4 protein-coding genes are annotated in these 3,818 nt (G+C 45.3%); all 4 read right to left on the bottom strand.

The window, feature by feature from the left end; all coding sequences use genetic code 11:
- Positions 1 to 274: 274 nt before the first annotated feature.
- The 4 genes from rfbD to rfbA all read right to left on the bottom strand — a co-directional run bounded on the left by rfbD (position 275) and on the right by rfbA (position 3,673).
- Positions 275 to 1,120: a dTDP-4-dehydrorhamnose reductase gene (rfbD, locus tag JUF11_RS12880; protein WP_204119912.1), complete on the bottom strand. Its 846-nt coding sequence runs from the start codon at positions 1,118 to 1,120 to the stop codon at positions 275 to 277.
- A gap of 75 nt (positions 1,121 to 1,195) precedes the next feature.
- Positions 1,196 to 2,221 carry a dTDP-glucose 4,6-dehydratase gene (rfbB, locus tag JUF11_RS12875; protein ID WP_204119911.1) on the bottom strand — a complete coding sequence of 342 codons (1,026 nt, stop codon included), beginning with the start codon at positions 2,219 to 2,221 and terminating at the stop codon, positions 1,196 to 1,198.
- 1 nt (position 2,222) lies between these two features.
- The gene (gene rfbC / locus JUF11_RS12870; RefSeq protein WP_204119910.1) at positions 2,223 to 2,795 is read right to left on the bottom strand and encodes a dTDP-4-dehydrorhamnose 3,5-epimerase; all 573 of its coding nucleotides are present in this window, start codon (positions 2,793 to 2,795) and stop codon (positions 2,223 to 2,225) included.
- Positions 2,796 to 2,797: 2 nt separating this feature from the next.
- Complete coding sequence (gene rfbA, locus JUF11_RS12865; protein ID WP_204119909.1) at positions 2,798 to 3,673, bottom strand: glucose-1-phosphate thymidylyltransferase RfbA; 876 nt, start codon at positions 3,671 to 3,673, stop codon at positions 2,798 to 2,800.
- Positions 3,674 to 3,818: the final 145 nt, after the last annotated feature.

Genomic DNA, 3,818 nt, shown 5'->3' with positions numbered 1-3,818 from the left:
ACCGATGCATGGCGTAACAGCCTAGACCACTATCAAGAATTCGTTATCATCGTTGCACTTGACTTGAAAATTGAGGTCTGAAAACCGGGATTTCGTATGCATTTATTATATGACAGTAATGACCTAAAATCACTAGTATCAAATGCTACACATTTTTGAACAGCCACTAAAGTATAATAGCTTTGACAATATCTTGCTACTGTTTCATGTGCGTAGCAAGATAAAAGTTCTCACGCATGGTTAGTTCAGTATTGACCTCACTATTCTCAATAATCTACCATTCAGCGATTTCTGCCATAAATTCATGCAAGGCATCTTGCCAAGTTGGCAATTCAAAGCCAGTTGCTTTGGTTTTAGACAGATCTAAGATCGAATGACGAGGCCGCCATGCCTTTTGTGGATATTCGGCAGAAGTGACAGGCAAGACCTTGGTGTCAGTGTCTTTCAAGATCTCAGTGGCAAATTCATACCAGTTACATGAGTTGTCTTCAGACAAGTGATAGATGCCATATCCCAGCTTTTGGTCGATGGCAAAGGTCATGAATTCAGCCAAGGTCTTAGTCCATGAAGGGCGACCATATTGATCATTCACCACCGTCAACGTATCATGCGTCTTAGCGAGGTTCAACATGGTGTAGACAAAGTTATGCCCGTATTCACCAAAGACCCAGCTAGTCCGGATGATGTAGTACTTCTTGGCGTACTGTTGCACGGCGAGTTCGCCTTCATACTTAGTGCGACCATATTCGTTGCGTGGGGCTGGCTTGTGATCAACGGTGTACAATTCATCGGTATCGCCATCAAAGACGTAATCTGTCGAAATGTAGACCAGAGTGGCATCATTCTCGCCGGCTGCGACAGCCAAGTTCTTGGTGCCATCGACGTTAACTTTTTGGTTGATGGCTTTGCCTTCGTCTTCCGCTTTATCCACGGCAGTGTAGGCAGCGCAGTGATAGATCACGTCTGGTTGGAAGTCTTTGACGTAAGCATTCACCGCATCGGCGTCGGTGATATCGAGTTCTTTGGCATCAGTCGCGCGGTATTCAAGGCCGCGACGATCCAATAAGTGACGTAATTCAGTGCCGAGTTGACCGTTGGCACCAGTGATCAAAATTTTCATGTATTCTCTTCTCCTTCAACGAAAAAGCGAAGCCGAGCGCTTCGCTTTCTGTAATGACAACCATGACTGCAAGAATTATTGGCCGTTCTTGGCGTATTTCGCTTCGACTTCAGCCTTTTCAGCTTGCCACCAATCTTGGTTATCCGTATACCATTGAATGGTGTGCTTCAAACCAGAATCGAAATCGGTGTACTTAGGCGCCCAGCCGAGTTCGGTGCGCAACTTCGTGGAATCGATGGCGTAACGTAAGTCGTGGCCAGGACGATCTTTGACTTGTTCATAGTCAGATGGGTCTTTGCCCATGTCTTTTAAGATCATTTCCAAAACCGTCTTGTTATCTTGTTCGCCGTCTGCACCGATCAAATAAGTTTCACCGATTTTACCTTTAGTCAGGATCGTCCAAACCGCAGAAGAATGGTCTTCGGTGTGGATCCAGTCACGGACATTTTTACCAGTGCTGTATAACTTTGGCTTGATGCCGGCTAAGATGTTGGTGATTTGACGAGGGATGAACTTTTCAATGTATTGGTAAGGGCCATAGTTGTTAGAGCAGTTAGAAATCGTGGCGCGCACACCAAATGATCGCGTCCAGCCATGCACTAACATGTCAGAAGCAGCCTTCGTTGAAGAATATGGAGAAGATGGGTTGTAGCGAGATTCGGTGCTAAACTTTTCGCCAACGCCTTCACCATGGCCAGGTAAATCTTCGCGCAATGGTAAATCACCATACACTTCATCAGTCGAGACATGATGGAAGCGGACGTCGTATTTACGCGCGGCTTCAAGCAAGGTGTAAGTGCCGATCACGTTAGAGTGCAAGAACGGTGATGGGTCCAATAAAGCGTTGTCGTTATGAGATTCTGCGGCATAGTGGACACAAGCGTCGACGTCAGCCATTAACTTATCAACTAATGGCGCATCACAGATATCACCGACGACCAATTGCACGCGGTCGCCTAAAATACTTTCGAGGTTAGCGCGGTTGCCGGCATAAGTCAGCTTGTCGAGCACGATGATTTGCACATCTGGGTGATTGTTATACACATAATGGACAAAGTTGGAGCCGATAAAACCGGCGCCGCCAGTTACCATAATTTTCATATTAGATTTCCCCGTAAACAAAGTTGTTGTCAGCGTCTTTGAGTTGTGGGTGGTGCAAATCTTTTTCAGACATGATCAAGTGATCGGTGCTCATTGGCCAGTCGATGCCAAGATCTGGATCATCAAAAGCGAGCCCACGGTCAGCGTCTGGGGCATAGTAGCCTTCAACCTTGTAGCAGAAGTTGACGTTGTTAGTCAGCGTAATGAAACCATGCGCGAAGCCCTTTGGGACCAACAATTGGCGATGGTTGAATTCGGATAAAATGTAGCCTTCCCATTGGCCGTATGTTGGAGAACCCTTACGGATATCAACTAAGACATCTTCAACCACACCGGTCACGACGCGAACCAACTTCGTTTGGGCATCTTTACCATATTGGTAGTGCAAACCACGCAATACACCGGCTTCAGCGGACAAGGATTGGTTGTCTTGGTTGAAGTCATTGGTGATGCCGGCTTCGATGAACTTTTCACGAGTGTAAGTTTCAGTGAAGAATCCACGGTTGTCGCCGAATACATCGGTTTCAACTAACTTGACGTCTTGTAACTTGGTTGGAATGATCTTTAATGCCATAACTATTTGGCCTCCTGTTTAACTAATTGTAATAAGTATTGCCCATATTCGGTTTTCTTTAACGGTTGGGCAAGTTTTTCAACTTGTTTGATGTCGATGTAGCCCATTCGATAAGCGATTTCTTCTAAGCAAGAAATCTGAAGGTTTTGACGATGCTGAATGGATGCAATAAATGCCGACGCTGTTTGTAAGGACTGATGTGTCCCGGTATCCAACCAGGCAAACCCGCGACCCATTAATTCAACATCAAGTTGTCCACGACGCAGGTATTCTTGGTTGATATCGGTGATTTCAAGTTCTCCACGCTCAGAAGGCTTAATGTTCTTCGCAATTTCAACGACATCGTTATCGTAGAAGTATAACCCAGTCACCGCGTAGTTAGATGCAGGGTGTTCAGGTTTTTCGATAATGGACTTGGCATGCATGTTCTCATCGAAATCAACAACACCGAATCGTTCTGGATCGTTGACATGATAGCCAAATACCGTGGCGCCGGCTGGCTTAGAAGCTGCATGTTGCAGCATCTTGGACAAGCCACCGCCATAAAAGACGTTGTCGCCTAAAATCAAGCAAACGGAATCGTCACCGATAAAGTCTGCGGCTAAAATGAACGCTTCAGCTAACCCATTAGGATGTTCTTGAACTTTGTATTCTAAGTTCAGGCCTAAATCATGCCCATCACCAAAAAGTTCTTCAAATCGTGGCAAGTCTTTAGGCGTTGAAATCAACATAATGTCTTTGATCCCCGCCAACATCAACGTGGACATTGGGTAGTAGATCATTGGCTTGTCATAAATCGGAATTAACTGCTTAGAAATTGCCCGTGTAATTGGATACAATCGAGTGCCTGACCCACCCGCTAAAATAATACCTTTCATAAAAACCCCCCATTTCCTTTCGCTTTCACTCTAAAGTAAAGTGCGGAAAATATAAATATAAAACCAAATGAAGACGGCACATTGCTTTACCAAATAGTGCGAAGTTTTTGACACCACTCGGCGAAGAAATTGTCCAAGGTCGGCG

The sequence above is a fragment of the Lacticaseibacillus suilingensis genome, from assembly GCF_016861845.1.
In the GTDB taxonomy this organism is placed as follows: Bacteria; Bacillota; Bacilli; order Lactobacillales; family Lactobacillaceae; genus Lacticaseibacillus; species Lacticaseibacillus suilingensis.
Note: the sequence above shows the minus strand (reverse complement) of the source record. Positions and strands in the feature narration are given on the sequence as shown.